This window comes from Synechococcus sp. CBW1002 (assembly GCF_015840915.1).
Taxonomy (GTDB): Bacteria; Cyanobacteriota; Cyanobacteriia; order PCC-6307; family Cyanobiaceae; genus CBW1002.
Window position 1 is genome coordinate 3,761,156 of record NZ_CP060398.1, and the last position, 13,857, is coordinate 3,775,012.

14 protein-coding genes and 1 tRNA gene are annotated in these 13,857 nt (G+C 61.4%); 11 read left to right on the plus strand and 4 right to left on the minus strand.

The window, feature by feature from the left end; translation table 11 throughout:
* The first annotated feature begins 144 nt into the window (after nt 1-144).
* Nucleotides 145-399, plus strand: a complete 255-nt coding sequence (locus H8F24_RS18460; RefSeq protein ID WP_197170480.1) for a Nif11-like leader peptide family natural product precursor — start codon at nt 145-147, stop codon at nt 397-399.
* Between the two features lie 9 nt (nt 400-408).
* Here H8F24_RS18460 and hemL read toward each other — a convergent pair whose 3' ends face one another.
* Nucleotides 409-1,647 carry a glutamate-1-semialdehyde 2,1-aminomutase gene (gene hemL / locus H8F24_RS18465; RefSeq protein ID WP_231598337.1) on the minus strand — a complete coding sequence of 413 codons (1,239 nt, stop codon included), beginning with the start codon at nt 1,645-1,647 and terminating at the stop codon, nt 409-411.
* Between the two features lie 265 nt (nt 1,648-1,912).
* Between hemL and H8F24_RS18470 the strand changes: the two genes are divergently transcribed.
* Complete coding sequence (locus tag H8F24_RS18470; RefSeq protein WP_197156454.1) at nt 1,913-3,379, plus strand: FAD-linked oxidase C-terminal domain-containing protein; 1,467 nt, start codon at nt 1,913-1,915, stop codon at nt 3,377-3,379.
* 61 nt (nt 3,380-3,440) lie between these two features.
* On the opposite strand, the gene H8F24_RS18475 is transcribed toward H8F24_RS18470, so the two are convergent.
* A complete protein-coding gene (locus H8F24_RS18475) occupies nt 3,441-3,743 on the minus strand; it encodes a hypothetical protein (protein ID WP_197156456.1) in 303 nt (100 codons plus the stop codon).
* Nucleotides 3,744-3,794: 51 nt separating this feature from the next.
* Between H8F24_RS18475 and H8F24_RS18480 the strand changes: the two genes are divergently transcribed.
* The 5 genes from H8F24_RS18480 (at nt 3,795) to H8F24_RS18500 (ending at nt 7,497) form a co-directional block, all read left to right on the plus strand.
* Nucleotides 3,795-4,676, plus strand: a complete 882-nt coding sequence (locus H8F24_RS18480; RefSeq protein WP_231597965.1) for a PfkB family carbohydrate kinase — start codon at nt 3,795-3,797, stop codon at nt 4,674-4,676.
* Nucleotides 4,677-4,767: 91 nt separating this feature from the next.
* Nucleotides 4,768-5,406 (plus strand): hypothetical protein, encoded by a 639-nt coding sequence (locus tag H8F24_RS18485; RefSeq protein ID WP_370594774.1) that lies wholly within the window; start codon nt 4,768-4,770, stop codon nt 5,404-5,406.
* Nucleotides 5,403-6,329, plus strand: coding sequence for an MlaD family protein (locus H8F24_RS18490; RefSeq protein WP_197156460.1), 927 nt, complete (start codon nt 5,403-5,405; stop codon nt 6,327-6,329). Before H8F24_RS18485 ends, H8F24_RS18490 begins: the two co-directional genes overlap by 4 nt.
* A 162-nt stretch (nt 6,330-6,491) precedes the next feature.
* A complete protein-coding gene (locus tag H8F24_RS18495) occupies nt 6,492-6,785 on the plus strand; it encodes a hypothetical protein (RefSeq protein WP_197156462.1) in 294 nt (97 codons plus the stop codon).
* A gap of 211 nt (nt 6,786-6,996) precedes the next feature.
* Nucleotides 6,997-7,497 (plus strand): tellurite resistance TerB family protein, encoded by a 501-nt coding sequence (locus H8F24_RS18500; protein ID WP_370594652.1) that lies wholly within the window; start codon nt 6,997-6,999, stop codon nt 7,495-7,497.
* A 387-nt stretch (nt 7,498-7,884) separates the two neighbouring features.
* On the opposite strand, the gene H8F24_RS18505 is transcribed toward H8F24_RS18500, so the two are convergent.
* A tRNA-Ser gene (locus H8F24_RS18505) sits at nt 7,885-7,969 on the minus strand.
* Nucleotides 7,970-8,202: 233 nt separating this feature from the next.
* On the opposite strand from H8F24_RS18505, the gene H8F24_RS18510 reads away from it, so the two are divergent.
* The 4 genes from H8F24_RS18510 (at nt 8,203) to siaD (ending at nt 11,217) form a co-directional block, all read left to right on the plus strand.
* Nucleotides 8,203-9,357, plus strand: a complete 1,155-nt coding sequence (locus H8F24_RS18510) for a SpoIIE family protein phosphatase (RefSeq protein WP_197170482.1) — start codon at nt 8,203-8,205, stop codon at nt 9,355-9,357.
* Between the two features lie 101 nt (nt 9,358-9,458).
* Nucleotides 9,459-10,007 carry a biofilm regulation protein kinase SiaB gene (gene siaB / locus H8F24_RS18515; RefSeq protein ID WP_197156473.1) on the plus strand — a complete coding sequence of 183 codons (549 nt, stop codon included), beginning with the start codon at nt 9,459-9,461 and terminating at the stop codon, nt 10,005-10,007.
* A 95-nt stretch (nt 10,008-10,102) separates the two neighbouring features.
* Complete coding sequence (siaC, locus tag H8F24_RS18520) at nt 10,103-10,411, plus strand: biofilm regulation phosphoprotein SiaC (RefSeq protein ID WP_304623199.1); 309 nt, start codon at nt 10,103-10,105, stop codon at nt 10,409-10,411.
* 5 nt (nt 10,412-10,416) lie between these two features.
* Nucleotides 10,417-11,217, plus strand: coding sequence for a biofilm regulation diguanylate cyclase SiaD (siaD, locus tag H8F24_RS18525; RefSeq protein ID WP_231597966.1), 801 nt, complete (start codon nt 10,417-10,419; stop codon nt 11,215-11,217).
* A gap of 151 nt (nt 11,218-11,368) precedes the next feature.
* Here siaD and nrdJ read toward each other — a convergent pair whose 3' ends face one another.
* Entirely contained in the window at nt 11,369-13,762 is a 2,394-nt protein-coding gene (gene nrdJ, locus H8F24_RS18530; protein ID WP_197159348.1) for a ribonucleoside-triphosphate reductase, adenosylcobalamin-dependent, read from the minus strand.
* Nucleotides 13,763-13,857 lie beyond the last annotated feature (95 nt).

Consider the following 13,857-nt stretch of genomic DNA (forward strand, 5'->3'; position numbering starts at 1 on the left):
ATCAGTCTGTTCCATGTCACCGGCTGCGGTCAGGCGACGCAGTGACAAGCTGCGCAGCAGTGGAGCGGATGCAACGGTCGCGCGGGGTAACCGGTCGAGCAGCGAATCCTTGGCCATGCTGGGGCCGTCCTCTCCTGTTCCGCCATGACCCTGGCCGCCCTGCGCTCCTTCACCGCCCGCCTCGCCGCTGACCCTGCCCTGCGGGACAAGGTGCACGCCGCCAACGGTCTCGACGAGGTGGTGGCGATCGCTGCGGAACAGGGCGACACGATCTCCAAGACCACGTTGCTACGGGAGCAGGCCCGCGCCGTGGCCGAGACCCCCGATCACCACCTTGAGGGCATCAACAGCTGGGCTGATGCCCTGATGGTGTGCTTCGGCGCCACCGACAAAGACTGACGCTCTGAATCAGGCGATCGCCGCGAAGCACTCGCGGAACGCGGCGATCGTGGCGTCGATGTCGGCGTCGCTGTGGGCCAGGGAGGTGAAGCCGGCCTCGAAGGCGCTGGGGGCCAGGTAGAAGCCCCGCTCGAGCATGGCGCGGTGCAGCTTGCCGAAGCGCACCGTGTCGGCGGCCTTGGCGTCTTCGAAATTGCGCACCGGCCCCTCACAGAGGAAGAAGCCGAACATGGCGCTGATCGATCCACCGGTGATCGGCAGCCCGGCATCGCGGGCGCCCTGCTGAATGCCGTCCGAGAGGCGCTTGGTGATCGTCTCGAGCCGCTCGTAGGTGCCGGGTTGCTTGAGCAGCTCCAGGGTCTTGATGCCGGCGGTCATCGCCAGGGGGTTGCCGCTGAGAGTGCCGGCCTGATACATCGGACCGGCTGGGGCCACCATCGCCATGATGTCGGCCCGGCCGCCATAGGCACCCACCGGCAGGCCACCGCCGATCACCTTGCCCATCGTGGTGAGATCGGGGGTGACGCCGAACCGGGCCTGGGCGCCGCCGTAGCTGATCCGGAAGCCGGTCATCACCTCATCGAACACCAGAAGCGCGCCGTGCTCCTTGGTGAGTTCGCGCAGGCCCTCGAGGAAGCCTGGCTCGGGGGTGATGAAGCCGGCGTTGCCCACCACCGGCTCCAGGATCACGCCGGCGATCTCGCCGGCATTGGCGGCGAACAGCTGCTTCACCGCCTCCAGGTCGTTGTAGGGAGCGGTGAGGGTGTTGGCGGTGGTGCTGCGCGGCACCCCGGGGGAATCCGGCAGGCCGAGGGTGGCCACACCGGAGCCGGCCTTGACCAGGAACATGTCCGCATGGCCGTGGTAGCAGCCCTCGAACTTGATGATCTTCTCGCGGCCCGTGAAGGCCCGGATCAGCCGCAGCACCGACATGCAGGCCTCGGTGCCGCTGTTCACGAAGCGCACAATCTCGACCGACGGCACGGCCTCGATCACCATCTCCGCCAGCTGGTTCTCCAGGGCGCAGGGGGCACCGAAGCTGGTGCCCTTGTCGAGAGCCTCGTGCAGGGCGGCGATCACCTCGGGATGGGCGTGGCCACAGATCGCCGGACCCCAGCTGCCGATGTAATCGACATAGCGGTTGCCGTCCACATCCCAGGCGTAGGCGCCCTTGACCCGATCGAAGAAAATCGGCTGGCCGCCGACCGAGCGGAAGGCCCGCACCGGCGAACTGACACCGCCGGGCATCAGCGTCTGGGCGGCGGCGAAGAGCTCCTCCGAACGGGTGGTGTTCAGGGCCGGAGCCGATGCTGGAGCCGTGGTGGAGGCCGAGGTCAAGGCGGAGTCCGAAAACGGTGGAAGAATCCAGCGGACAGGAGCGATCTGGTGGCGCTTCTCTGAGGAAGCTGCCACGGGTCGTGTTCCCCGACACCGCAGGAATGACCCCCATCCTGACCCAGAACGGAACCCCCGCGTGCAGCCTCGGTAAGTTCTTGGTGGCTGACAGGGGCGTGTGACGATCGACTGGGCCGCTCTGGAACGGCAATGCCGCCGCATCCTGCCGGCGCGAGCGGTGGTGGCACAGCGCCAGGAACTCCTGGCTTACGACAGCGACGGGCTCACCCTGCATCGCCACCAGCCACCCCTGGTGGTGCTGCCCGAGACCACCGAGCAGGTGGCGGCGCTGCTGCGCCTCTGCGACCAGGGGCAGATCCCCTTCGTGGCCCGGGGCAGTGGCACCGGCCTCTCCGGCGGTGCCGTGGCTGAACAGGAGGCGCTGGTGGTGGCCACCAGCCGCATGCGCTCGATCCTGCAGGTGGACCTCGACAACCGCCAGGTGACCGTGCAGCCCGGTGTGATCAACAGCTGGGTGACCCGGGCCGTGGCCGGAGACGGCTTCTATTACGCCCCCGATCCCTCCAGTCAGGTGGTCTGCTCGATCGGCGGCAACGTGGCCGAGAACTCCGGCGGGGTGCACTGTCTCAAATACGGCGTCACCAGCAACCACGTGCTGGCTCTGGAGGTGGTGCTGCCGGACGGCACGATCACCCGCCTGGGGGGTGACCTGGCCGAACAGCCCGAACTCGACCTGCGCGGCGCCTTCATCGGCAGTGAAGGCACCCTCGGCATCGCCACGGCCATCACCCTGAGGCTGCTACGCGCTCCCCAGAGCGTGGCCGTGCTCCTGGCCGACTTCGCCTCGATGGAGGCGGCGGGGGAGGCGGTCCGCCTGGTCACAGCGGCCGGTGTGCTGCCGGCCGGCATGGAAATCATGGACAACTTCACGGTCAACGCCGTGGACGATCTGTTCGGCCGCGATGAATACCCGCGCGATGCGGCGGCGGTGCTGCTGGTCGAACTCGATGGCCAGGAGCGGGAGGTGAGCGCGGCGGTGGAGCTGGCCGGCTCGCTCTGCCGCCAGGCCGGCGCCCGCACGATCCGCCAGGCCACCGATGAGGCCGACAGGGCCCTGCTCTGGAAGGGCCGCAAGAGTGCTTTTGCAGCAGTGGGCCGGATCACCCCCACCTATTACGTGCAGGACGGCGTGGTGCCGCGCAGTGCCCTGCCCTCGGTGCTGGCGGCGATCGAGCGGCTGGCGCGCCAGTACGGGCTGCCGGTGGCCAACGTGTTCCACGCCGGCGACGGCAACCTCCATCCTCTGATCCTTTACCGGGCCGACGAACCTGGCGTGAGCGACCGGGTGCAACAGCTCGGAGCCGACATCCTGCGCCTCTGCATCGAGGCCGGCGGCAGCATCACCGGCGAGCACGGCGTCGGCAACGACAAGCGCTGCTATCTCGACTGGATGTTCGCCCCCGACGATCTGGCCACCATGCAACTGGTGCGCCGTGCCTTCGATCCCGAGGGCCTCGCCAATCCCGGCAAGATCTTTCCCACCCCCCGCAGCTGCGGTGAATCGATGCGCCGCCAGGTGCACCTGCAGCAGCAAGGTGTGACGCTGCCGGTGGCCGCCTTCTGATCGGGGTGCCACAGTCAGCCGTTCGGTGGCTGGGCCTCAGGCGGCTGGGGTAGAGCTGAGGTCAGAAGAGGGGGGCATCGGGGGTGCCGATCGGGGAGGGAGCGCGGGGGCGCGAAGGCTGCTCAGGAAGCGTCGCCAGCAGGGCTGAGATCGCCAGCAGGGCGATCAGAGCCCACCAGCGCCGACTCAGGTTGCGTCGTGGCAGGCGCGGCAACAACCGCATCCAGCCGCGACGCCGGCGGCGGTGCTGCTCCAGCTCCACCACCGTGCCGGTGAGGGGGCGGCCGCAACGGCCACACACCATGCGGCCAGCCAGACTGCGATCGGCGCGTACCGCCCAGCTGCCGCAGGAAGGACAGGCCATGGGTGCCCTGGTTCGATGCTGCGTCGGTCTTAACCAGCAAACCACGGCCCCGTGATCGAACCGCTGCCGCTCACTGTCCTGCCGCTCGCAGAACTGCCATCGCTGCCCGACGGCCTGCCCCTGGCGGTGGTGGGCCATGTGGAGATGGTGAGCTTCCTGGGAGTGACGCGATGGCCGCGTCCCGGACTGATTCAGCACGCCAACGCCTTCGCAGAGGAACCCGCCGGCGGAGGGGCCGTGGTGGCGGTGCAGCTGGCCCGCCTCACCGGAGCCCGCGTGCCCTTCTTCACCGCCCTCGGACGCGATCGAATCGGCCAGCAGGCTGCCGAACGGCTCGAAGCCCTGGGACTGGAGTTGCATGTGGCCTGGCGCGATGCCCCCACCCGCCGGGGCGTGAGCTTCACCGATGCCAGCGGGGAGCGCGGCATCTGCGTGATCGGCGAGCGACTCGCCCCCCAGGCCAGCGATCCCCTGCCCTGGGAGCGGCTGGCGGCGATGCGGGGCGTGTTCGTCACCGCAGCCGATCCGGAGGCCCTGCGCCTGGCTCGCCGGGCGGCGTGGCTGGCGGCCACGCCCCGGCTGCGACTGCCGGTGCTCCAGCAGGCGGGCGTAGCCCTCGATGCCCTGATCGGCAGTGCCCTCGACCCTGGCGAGCAGCTGCCGGACGACGCGATCGATCCAGCCCCGGCCATCTGGATCGGTACCGAAGGCGCAGCGGGTGGCCACTGCAGACCAGGCGGACGTTTCCAGGCGCTGCCCCAGCTGCGGCCCGTGGTCGACAGCTACGGGGCCGGGGACAGCTTCGCCGCCGGCGTGAGCGCCGGTCTGGCCGCCGGTTGGTCCCTGGCCGCCGCGCTCAGCCTTGGCTGCCACTGCGGCCGGGCCTGCCTCGACGAGCTGGGGCCCTATGCCAGCCAGCTGCAGCTCCGCTGACCCTTTTTCTGCCCCCCCTGGCACCGCCCTGATCAGTGGCTCGGGCACCTGTGGCATCGTGGGGCGCCCTCACGCCGCCTGAGATCGGATGTTGGTGCGGATCCGCCAGGAGCTTGCAGAGGCGGCACCACTGGCGGTGCTGGTGGGGGCCACGCTCGGTTATGGCCTCACCACCATGCTCGCGAGCGCCCTGGGCCAGAACAGCAGCCTCAGCATGGAGGCTCTGATGATCGGCACCCTGCAGATCTTCGGGCCGGTGGGTGTGAACCTGATCTGGATCAGTCGGTCGGCCCCGCTGCGGGTGGGCCTGGTGGCGCGACACCGCTGGCACCAGATGCAGCTGGGTGAACGGCCCGATGCCGGCGGCCCGCGCCTCTGGAGGGAACTGACTGCGGCGATGATCACGGCGGTGCTGCTACTGCCTTACTTCGTGGGCGCCATCCTGCTGGCCGGTGTGGTGGCCACACCCCGTCTCGATAACGCGGGGCAGCTGTGGGAGCTGATGGGACAGATCAGCCCGGGTGATCTGATGCAGACGCTGCTGCGCACGGCCCTGTTCGCCGCGGTGGCCGAAGCCCTCTGCCTGCGCAAGGGCCGCCGGCTGCAGACGTCTCTTGAGGAATTGCCCCGCCTGATCGCCGATGCGATTCCGGAGTGCTTTCTCGCGGTGATCGTCCTGGAGGCGGCCTGGCTCACCCTGATCGACCCGTTCCACGGAATCCTGCGATGACAGAGCTCCTTCCCGCCGGCCCAGGAGAGCCTTCCGGCCCCGGCCAGCTGCCGGCATGGCCGCCCCGCCGGCCGGTGGTCAGCCGCCTGAGCTGGCTGTTCATCATCGGCGCCCTGCTGATGGGCGGCTGGGTGGTGCGGGGCATGGTTATGGAGCAGCTCCGCTGGCGCAACAGCTTTGAAGCCCGGATGCGCACCCGCGACGCCACCGGCATCTGGCCAGGCGTGCATGTGACCCTCTCCGGCTATCGGATCGGTCGGGTGGATCGGGTCCAGCTCGGACCTGATGGTGTGGTGGCCGTGGATCTGCGCATCGTGGAGCGCTACCGCTCGCTGCTCGGTCCGCGTAGCCGCGCCTACGGCACCCGGCCCGGGGTGATCGGCGACAGTGAAATCGCCATTACGGCCGACCCCAGCCCACCGGGTTCTGCGTTGGCACGCACCGATCTTCTGATCCCTTACGACCCACCCACCGACGTGGCCGATCTTCTGCAGGAGCTGGCCCAGACCCGTCTGCAGCTGGATCGCACCCTGCAGAGCACGGTCAAGGTGGTCGAGAAAGACCTTCCCGGCGCCATCGGCCGCTTCAACGGCACCCTTGCCGACGTCAGCCGCCTGGCCGGCACCCTCAACCGCGAGACCGGCAGCACGGCAGCCGTGACCCGCGACACCCTGCGCGCCTACCAGCGAACGGGCGCGGAGGTGGGCCAGACCTCCACCCGGGTGGATGCTGTGCTGCAGAAGACCACACCGGAATTGGTGGGAGCGCTGCGCGAAATCCGCCGCTTCACCGCCGGCACCAATCGCCTGCTGGAAATGTTCGCCGCTCCCCTGCTGGTCGACCCTCCCGCCGAACAGGAACCGGCCAGTCCTCTGGCCAGTCCCTCAAGCAAGGCGAATCCATCTGAAAGAACAGCCAACTGAGGCTGCAGCCGATTGGGGATGCATGGGAAGATCTCCGGATTCACGCGGGAGTCAGCCTTGAATGACATGCACGCAACTGGCTCCAACGCAGCAACAATGGGCCAGCAGGCTGCAGAGTCTGGGACTGGCGGACGGGAACCGCTGCTGAACAGAATGGCTCCCATGCTGGCCACGGCCCTCGCCCTTCTCCTGAGTCCCGCGGCAACGGCCGAGGCCGCCGACAACGAATTCCTGGTACGCCAGGCCGTGGACTTCTACTGCGGCAGCATGAAGAGCGAAAATCCCGGCCGGATGACTGATTACGACCGAGGGCTCTACGAAGGCATGGCGATCGGATTCATCTTCGGCCAGTACCCCAAGCAGGCTGATTTTGTCGAAAAGCTGGGGGAAGATCGCTTCAACGGACTCTTCTACGGCGGCATTCGCAAGCAGTGTCCTTCCAAATCATTCGACTGAGACTCATCGCACCAAAGTTGATGGCCTACAAAGTCACTGGCCTAATGGTCGGCAGACTGTGATCACTTGCTTGAACTGTATCAATGTCATCCGATAGCTGTTCAACGTGAGCGAATTCGCACAGCGGCGGTTCAGCCGATGTAAATCTGCATGACAGGTCAGCCTGGTCTGTTGCATTGGCGACCGAAGTGAGATTGGGTCCTGACTGGTGATGGAGCAGACCTCCCCGGACTTTTCCATGGATTCCCCCACTGCGCTTGCAGCCGTTGCCCTGGCTGCTGTCTCATGGGACGGTAGTCTCACGCGAGCCGGCACCCGTTCTCTACGCCACCTGCTGGATTACCGAGCTCCTTACAACCAGCGCAGCGAAGCCCAGATGATCGCGCTGATGGATGACCTTCTAGCCGAATTACGTCGGCTCGGAGCTGAAGGACTGATGGAGCGGGCAGCCAGCGTTCTCGACCCGCGACAACGGCACACCGCCTATGCCATGGCTGCAGAAATCATGCGCTCTGATGGACCGCTGCTCGAACAGGAGCAGCTGATCCTTGAGCATCTTGCCGAAACGCTCAGCATTGACCTTCTCGAAACAGCCAAGGTATTGGAGGTGATGGATATCCTTCACGCTGCCTTGGACGATCCGAATTGGTTAACGCCAACCGACGGGACCCTGCGCACAACAGACAAGCCCGTTGCAACGGTGGCCGTCTGAAACGCTGAATCACGGACTGCGATCCATCACGACGGTCCGCAGCCGCAATGTCATACCCCCACTTCTCTTTCACCTGCTTCCCCTATGCGATTATTCTCCCCTAATCTGTGTTCGTAAGCATCACTGGAACGATCAGTCGATCCTGAGGCCGCTACCGGGCACAGACACAGGGAGGCGAGAGGGACACAGCCGAGATCCCGAACAATCGCATCGTGTGACATTGGAGGCCACAAGGCTCGATGGGAATCGCTGTGATCAAGTCCTATGGCGAAAGGGAAAAAGCAAGGAGCTCTTATATACCAAGCAAAGCTTGAACATTCAAGTCAAAGACATCATATAAGTAGGCGCCTCAACACTCTGTTGAATCCCGAAACGCCAATTCAGAAACGGAGGGGGCGGGATTCGAACCCGCGGAGGCTTTCACCTCGCTGGTTTTCAAGACCAGAGCCATCAACCACTCGACCACCCCTCCTTGGGCCGCCGCGAGATGCGGACCAGCGTCCGCCGTACGAACGCCTCCCCATTATCCCATAGTCATTTCCCTCAACCGGCGGAACCGCCTTTGGCACCGTCACCTGCTGTTTCAGTCGCCATGGTTCCAAACGTCGGCCTAGCTCCAATTCCCTTACCATTCTTTAGGTCGTTTACTCAAACCCGCGGGTCACCTCCCCCGCCCAACTCGGAGCAGACATCTGTCGGAGCTTGATGGCCACCCAAAAGCATCTATCGATCCAGAAGACTTTCACCTTGATCGCGACGATCAACGGCGGCGTCTTGGCCTATTTGACCATATATAACTTCACTTTACTAAGAGGGGAAGCGGGAGCGCATTCATCGATCTACGTTTCGCTCCTCCTGACAATGATCTTGTCAGCACTTGCCATCATTTCCTATCGTATTATTTTTGCCAGAATCGTCTCGCCATTAGCACATCTTGTAGAAGAAACCCGCAAGATTGAAAGCAATACCAACGATGAAGTCTATCTCACCGTAAGAGGAAGGGACGAGGTCAGCCTCCTTGCTCACAGGTTTAATATTTTACTATCAAAGATGCGTCAAGCCTTCAGCGAAATTGAGGCCTCCAACAATAAGTTAGTCCATGCAAATTCTAAAATATCCGAGTCCCTCCGTTACGCAGGATTACTCCAACGCTCAATTCTGCCAGATCGACAATTTAGAGATGTTTTTGGCGACGAGCATTTCATCCTTTGGCAGCCTCGTGACACCGTTGGTGGTGATTACTACATTCTCCACACCGAAGCCGATCGTACCCTGGTCGGAGTAGCTGATTGTGCCGGCCATGGCGTTCCAGGAGCCATGATGACGATGATGGCCAGGGCAGGGGTAGATCGCTCGGTACAAGATCTTGGAATCAGTTCGCCAGCGGCCTTGTTGATGGCAATTGATACATCAATGCGCAGCCTGCTGAGTGATGCCCAGCTGAGCCGAGCAATTGCCACTAGCATGGATATGGGTCTAGCCTTAATTGATTTTTCGAACGGCTTGATACGATTCGCAGGTGCCAAGATTTCACTCTATTGGAGTAATGGCACCAATGTGTACAAGCAGAAGGGTGACAATCGCGCCATCTGCGGTCGTCATCCTGGAAATTTTCAAGATCATGACATCAAGCTCATCCAGGGATTCACATACTATTTAACCACCGATGGATATCTAGATCAATCTGGAGGTGATCATGGCTTTGGGCTCGGCAGTGAACGTTTCTCCTCTTGGCTGCTCCAACATGCTGACAAGCCTCTAGAAGATCAACGCCATGCATTTTCCGAGAGCTTAGCCAATTTTCGAGGAAATCTTCCCCAAAGAGACGATGTTACCGTCTTGTCGTTCCGCCTGCCATAGAGTTTGATGTTCATTTGCTTCTGTGCTTTTTGCTTATTTATTCATGACTTGGAACCGTCAAGCCCAGTCGCTCCATATCTGCAGCTGAATCTGAATCTACCATGACCATCTCCATTCACAATCTATCAACGTTACGCCATTATTTTTGTAATGAACGCATTTTCATTTGCTTTAATGGTCCTATTTCGCGTAGCCTTATCGGGGAAATTGGCCTCGCGCTAAAAAATCATATCGAATCGATACAGACTAGCCAAACGGCAGCAATTGATGTCTTCAGTGTGTACGTAGAAATGAGTCAAAACATCCGTCATTATATGAGTACGCGTCAATACAATGAAGAAGATGCTTCAGCCACCGTGGTCATTGCCGCAACGGATGAATCGCATTATTCTGTTTCGGCTGGCAACGTCATTGAGCGTGCCGATGGGAACAAACTGTTGGAGCGGATCCAAAAGCTTGCCTCACTTGATAAGATAGAGTTGAAAGCGCTCTACAAACAACAATTGCGCCAGCCACGCAAGGAAGACTCTGTCACCGGTGCGGGCCTTGGCTTGATTCAAATCTCCAGGATCGCCTCCCGCCCCTTGGAAGCTACCCTTGACTTGCTGGACGACGGACGAGCTTTCTTCACTATCCGCGCCATTATCTGAGTGCCTATGAATTCTCCTACCGGCTTGAACATGAGCCTTCCCGCCAGCCAGTCAACGCCTGCGATCGACGCTGATTGGAACGCAGGGCTCCTGTTATGACCGGCGAATCCTATCCAGAGAATACGTACGAACTGTTTGACCAAGTGATCTCTTGGGTGGAGCAATATTTACAAATAATATCAGCGCCGCTCAGAGTCGACCTCAAGCTTAACTATCTAAACACAAGCAGCATACGCGCAATGATTGATATCTTTGATCTTCTTCAGAGAAGTTACGACGAAGGAGGTGATGTTTCTGTTCATTGGCTTTATGACTGTCGCAATCCCCGATCAGCAGAACTAGGAGAAGAATTCAAAGAAGATTATTCTTTTCCCTTTGAGATTCTTTTGACCACAGAGAGCTGATTACCATGGTTCGCAAGGAGGTTGATGAACTTGAGCTGTTGATACAACAGCTCTTGGATGATGAATCGCATCATGGCCATCCCTTGCATGCCGCCCTGGAGCAGCTTTGGCAACGTATGGCCATGCAGTTAGCGAAGCTTGAGCACGTCACTGCATCTGATCACAGCCATTCAGCCGCTTCTTCAGAAGAGCTGAGTCTGATGCATCGCTATGACAAGCAGCTGCGCCGGCTGGAACGTGTGATCAAGATTTCGGATCGCTACCAAGCCATGCTGAAGGATATGAATGTAAGCCTAAAGGAAGCTGCAACCCACGATCAACTCACAGGCATCCCCAACCGCCGTTTAATGGCAGACCGCTGTCGAGATGAGGATGAGCGTGCATCCAGGCATGGCACCACCTACTGTATGGCCATATTTGATGCTGATTTCTTCAAGGCAGTAAATGACACCTATGGACACGATATAGGAGATCAGGTGCTGATTAAGCTGGCTTCAACCTTGCGACGGAGTATGCGTGAATATGATCTTTGCGCGCGTTGGGGCGGCGAAGAATTTCTCGCACTTTTTGTTGGGAGTACAGCCACGCAAAGTCAAGAGATAGTCGATCGAATCTTACTAGAAGTCCGAAATCTAAGCATACCCACCGATGGGCATGAACTTCGGGTCACGATGAGTGTCGGGCTAGCGGAACACGAACCCGGCGAAACTTATATTGAAACATTCACAAGAGCCGATACCGCTCTATACGAAGCCAAGCAAACTGGCCGAAACCGATGTGTTTTTCATCGCTTTGAGGCATCATAACGAGAAAAGACAAGTAGGGTGATAGATTAATTCATTGGCCGGAAAGAGATTGATCTTAGATGGCCATCTCCTTTGAGACAGCTATTCCTATGGACCCATGGCTCCCAAAGGTTCGGACACACCATGAGCCAAATGGCTAGGATGCAGCCGGCTAGGCAAGTGGCAGCAGGCACTTATCAGAATCGCAACCTGCAGGACCGGCTTCCATCAGCTCACCGCCATCGTAACGCCGGAGGGCTTCAAAGAAATCTGCAGTGGTGCGACGGTTCTCCACCTCAATTTGCAATCGCTCATAGGTGGCATGGTCAATCGGTTCAAATGGCAATCTTGGAAAGGTAGCATTGGCATCAAAACGCGCCAGAAGAGCTGCAGAAATATACCCTTTTCCTTCTTCAATCGCCTCGAAGATGGCATTAGCCAAAGGTACGACTTCATGCTCACGAAATTCAACGGTAGCCGAAGTGTTATGAGCTGTGTAATGCTGCTGCACCTGCATATAGAAATCAAACTGGGCTAAGGCGGAGAAGTTGTTGATCTCCACGCTATCGGCACCTGGAATATTGGCCCAGCTCACCTGCGTGGGAATTTCAACCAGCCACTCCGTGCAGCGGGGATCGAACGGATCATCCAGGAGCCGGCCCTGCTCATCCTTATCGCTCTGGCTGGGGACAATGGTGTAGCCATAATCCATACAGGCCAGAGCCACCGGATCATTCTTGCGGAAGGTGATCCGGCGGATGAAACGCTGGGCCTTGGGCGGATGCCAGCCGGGGGAAGCACCCGTGAGCAGGCTCTTGGTACCGGCTGGCTGCACTGTGGTGCAGCGGTTGGGGCGGCGCATCCCGTGGCGATCGCAGTAGTCCCACACCGCCTGATTGACGATCTCCTTCCAGCGGCCCAGGTAAGCGGCCTCCTGGGCCTTGAAGCTGAGCCCCTCGGCCGTGGCCGGACGGCCGGCCTCCCACCAGTTCAGCCAGGGGGTACCGAAGGCGTGCACGAAGAAGTCGAACAGGCCGGTGAAGCTGACCCCCACGATCGGATCCCAGGCGCGGCTCTGGCGGTAACGCTCCACCTCGAAGCGGTGGTTGAGCAGACAGGCCACAGCCAGGCCGCCGGCGGTGAAGGCCTCCTCCTGGGCCTTGTGGTCGGCCGGATCGATGCGGTTGAGGTGAATCTCAGCCAGGTTGCAGTGAAAATCGTCGCCGAGGATTTCACCGCAGGGATTGAGGCCGTAGCGGCCCAGGCGATGCTCCAGTTCCGCCGGGCTGATCTCCGGGTGGTGCAACGTGAGCCAGCGACCGGCTTCCTCGCGGCCCTGATCCACATAGATCTCAATGAACTCGCTGCGCAGCTCCGGGGTGTGCAGCAGATCGGCGTTGGAGCGGGCGATCGCCTCAGGCGCGAACTGGATGGCACCCTCGCCGGAGTGGAACTGCTTGGTCACCGCCTCCAGCACCGTCTCACGACTGGGGCGGGTGTGAAAGACGCGGGTGTGGTTGGCCATCCGGAGTGCATCACGCTCGGGATCAATCCGCCAGTTGCCGGCAGCATCCTGCTGCCACAGGTTCTCCTTGGCACCAGCCGCGGCCAGGTCATCGGCGGCGAACTGGCGCATGCCTGCACTGCGCCGAATGTTGCCCGCCACGATCGTGACCGCCGCCTCATCAATCAGCAGGCAGCATTCCACCGAGCTGAGCTGGCGGCCACGGGCATTGTTGAGGATCTTGGCCACCCGGCCATAGAGATCTTTCAACTTCACCGGATTGGCCATGCCGCCGAAGCCCTTGAGGGTTTCACCAACGGGACGCACATCGGAGAGATCGACCGAGATCTCGACGGTGCCGCCCTGCTCGCACTCACCGAAGCGCGGGTCACTGCAGAGTTCCAGCAGCAGCTGATAGCTGTCCACCCAACCGCGGCGGGTATCGCCCACCCGGATGTGGACGTTGTTGCCCTCAATCGTGTGGCTGGTGGTCTCTTGCCGCAGGCCCGCAGGAGTGGCGCCAATGTCACTGACGCCGGTGATCACCAACTGGTTGCGCACCGCCGGCAACCGGTTGATCAGGCGGGGCTCAATGATGGCGCCGGTGCCGCAGCCCATCATGGCGAGGTCCATCATCAGACCGAAGGCCTCCCAATCCACCAAATTGGTGGAGGTGCAGTTGTAAGCACCGGAGAAGTTTTCCGGTTGCTCGATCCAGTCGGTGCCTCCGATCCAGAGCCAGCGACCGGAGGGCAAGGCCTTCTGCTCTTGCTGCATCCGACGCAGCAGGCTCACTTCCTCGTCTGAGAGGTTTCCGAGGCTGCGTAGCCCGGCCAGGTTGCGTTCGGCCACCTCATGCCAGCTCTCGCGACCGGTGGCCGTCTTGCGGGAGTAGGTGCGGTAGAAAACCGGATTGGCCGCGGGAGCGGTGGCGGGGAAATCAGCCTCGCACTGCCCCTGCCGGCCACCAGCCTCGCCACGTTCAACCGCCGCCGCACCGGCAGCCACAGACTGGGGATCGCTGCGTTGGAGCGACTCCGGGCGAAGGGGGGTGAGGGTCACCGCTGCTGAGGCCAGGTACTTGATGGCCACCTTAACGCCACTGGTGGGGCCATCAAGGTTCGCCCTGCACCAGTGGCAGTGGTCAGGTCCGATCA